Origin of the sequence: Streptomyces sp. NPDC002130 (genome assembly GCF_040296465.1) — a bacterium.
GTDB lineage: Bacteria > Actinomycetota > Actinomycetes > Streptomycetales > Streptomycetaceae > Streptomyces.
This window is the reverse complement of sequence record NZ_JBEOXI010001257.1, coordinates 1-1,043: the sequence shown is the minus strand read 5'-3', so window position 1 is coordinate 1,043 and position 1,043 is coordinate 1. Positions and strand designations below refer to the sequence as shown.

General features: G+C 59.8%; 1 protein-coding gene. It reads right to left on the bottom strand.

The features are described from left to right. Positions 1 to 191: 191 nt before the first annotated feature. The gene (locus ABT116_RS50085) at positions 192 to 968 is read right to left on the bottom strand and encodes a hypothetical protein (protein ID WP_351648472.1); all 777 of its coding nucleotides are present in this window, start codon (positions 966 to 968) and stop codon (positions 192 to 194) included. Positions 969 to 1,043: the final 75 nt, after the last annotated feature.

The window sequence follows — 1,043 nt, the reverse complement described above, 5'->3', positions numbered from 1 at the left end:
GCCCGGAAGGCGGGCACTTCGCCCGCGACCTTCTATCAGTACTGTCAACAATTCGAAATCCGTCGCCTCGAGATTTTTGTTCTCGAGACTTCTGGATTCGAAATTTCCGGCTCCGCCCCCGGTGCCCCCCCGATAACTGTGCACGGGCGGATATTAGCCCAGTCGGTAGGTTTCGGAAGGGCCAAGGGCGATCACTTTGCAGCAGTGAAAGCAATCTCCGAGATGGATGTCTGGTTTTGTCCGGATTCGGTGCTGAGCTGCGTAATCCAAACCAGGACATACTGACCCGAGCCATCCGACGTGACTGGAATGTCGGTCACACCGTTCTTCAGGACACCCGATCCGATTTCCTTGGTCTGATCCAGTGAAGTATTCGCAGAAGGGGCAGAACGGATTTCAACGACGGTTCCCGGCGAATCAGACGTGATCGCAACGTTCTTCAGGTTGGCGGCATCGGCAAGACTCACCATCAGGCCGACACCGTTCTTCAGTGACGGGAACGGCTGGAAGTACGAGTCCGACGACCACGCAGTGGCCGGATTGCCGTCGATGGCGTTCTTGGCCGTTGCCGGTTGATCCGGCGTGCCCTGGGGTGAGAACACCGTTACGGCCGAGGCAGCTACCGGCACGGTTGCCGCCGCCGGTGCGGGCGCGGGTGAATTGTTCTCGGGCGCAGTGGCTTCGGTGGTCAATCCGAAACTCTGCTCGCTGAGAGGGGTGTCGTTACTACCACCCGAGAGGAAGCTCGCCACCCACACCACAAGGAGAATCAGGACGATCACGGTGAAGACACCGAGCGCCGTCAGTGCCGCGAGCATCCGCGTCGACTTCTTCTTCTCGGCCTCGATGGCTTCGGGGTCGTTCAGTGCATGACCGGACGCTCCCTGTTCGCGGTGGCCGAGACGAAGTGCCGGAATCATTTCTGTCTTGTCGTTGACGACGGATGCCTGATCGAGGATGTGCTGCACGGTGGCAGCAGTGCGGGTGCGTGACGTCGAGAGGATCCGGGAGTATCTGGAGAACCTGCACGGGCTGGTCTACCG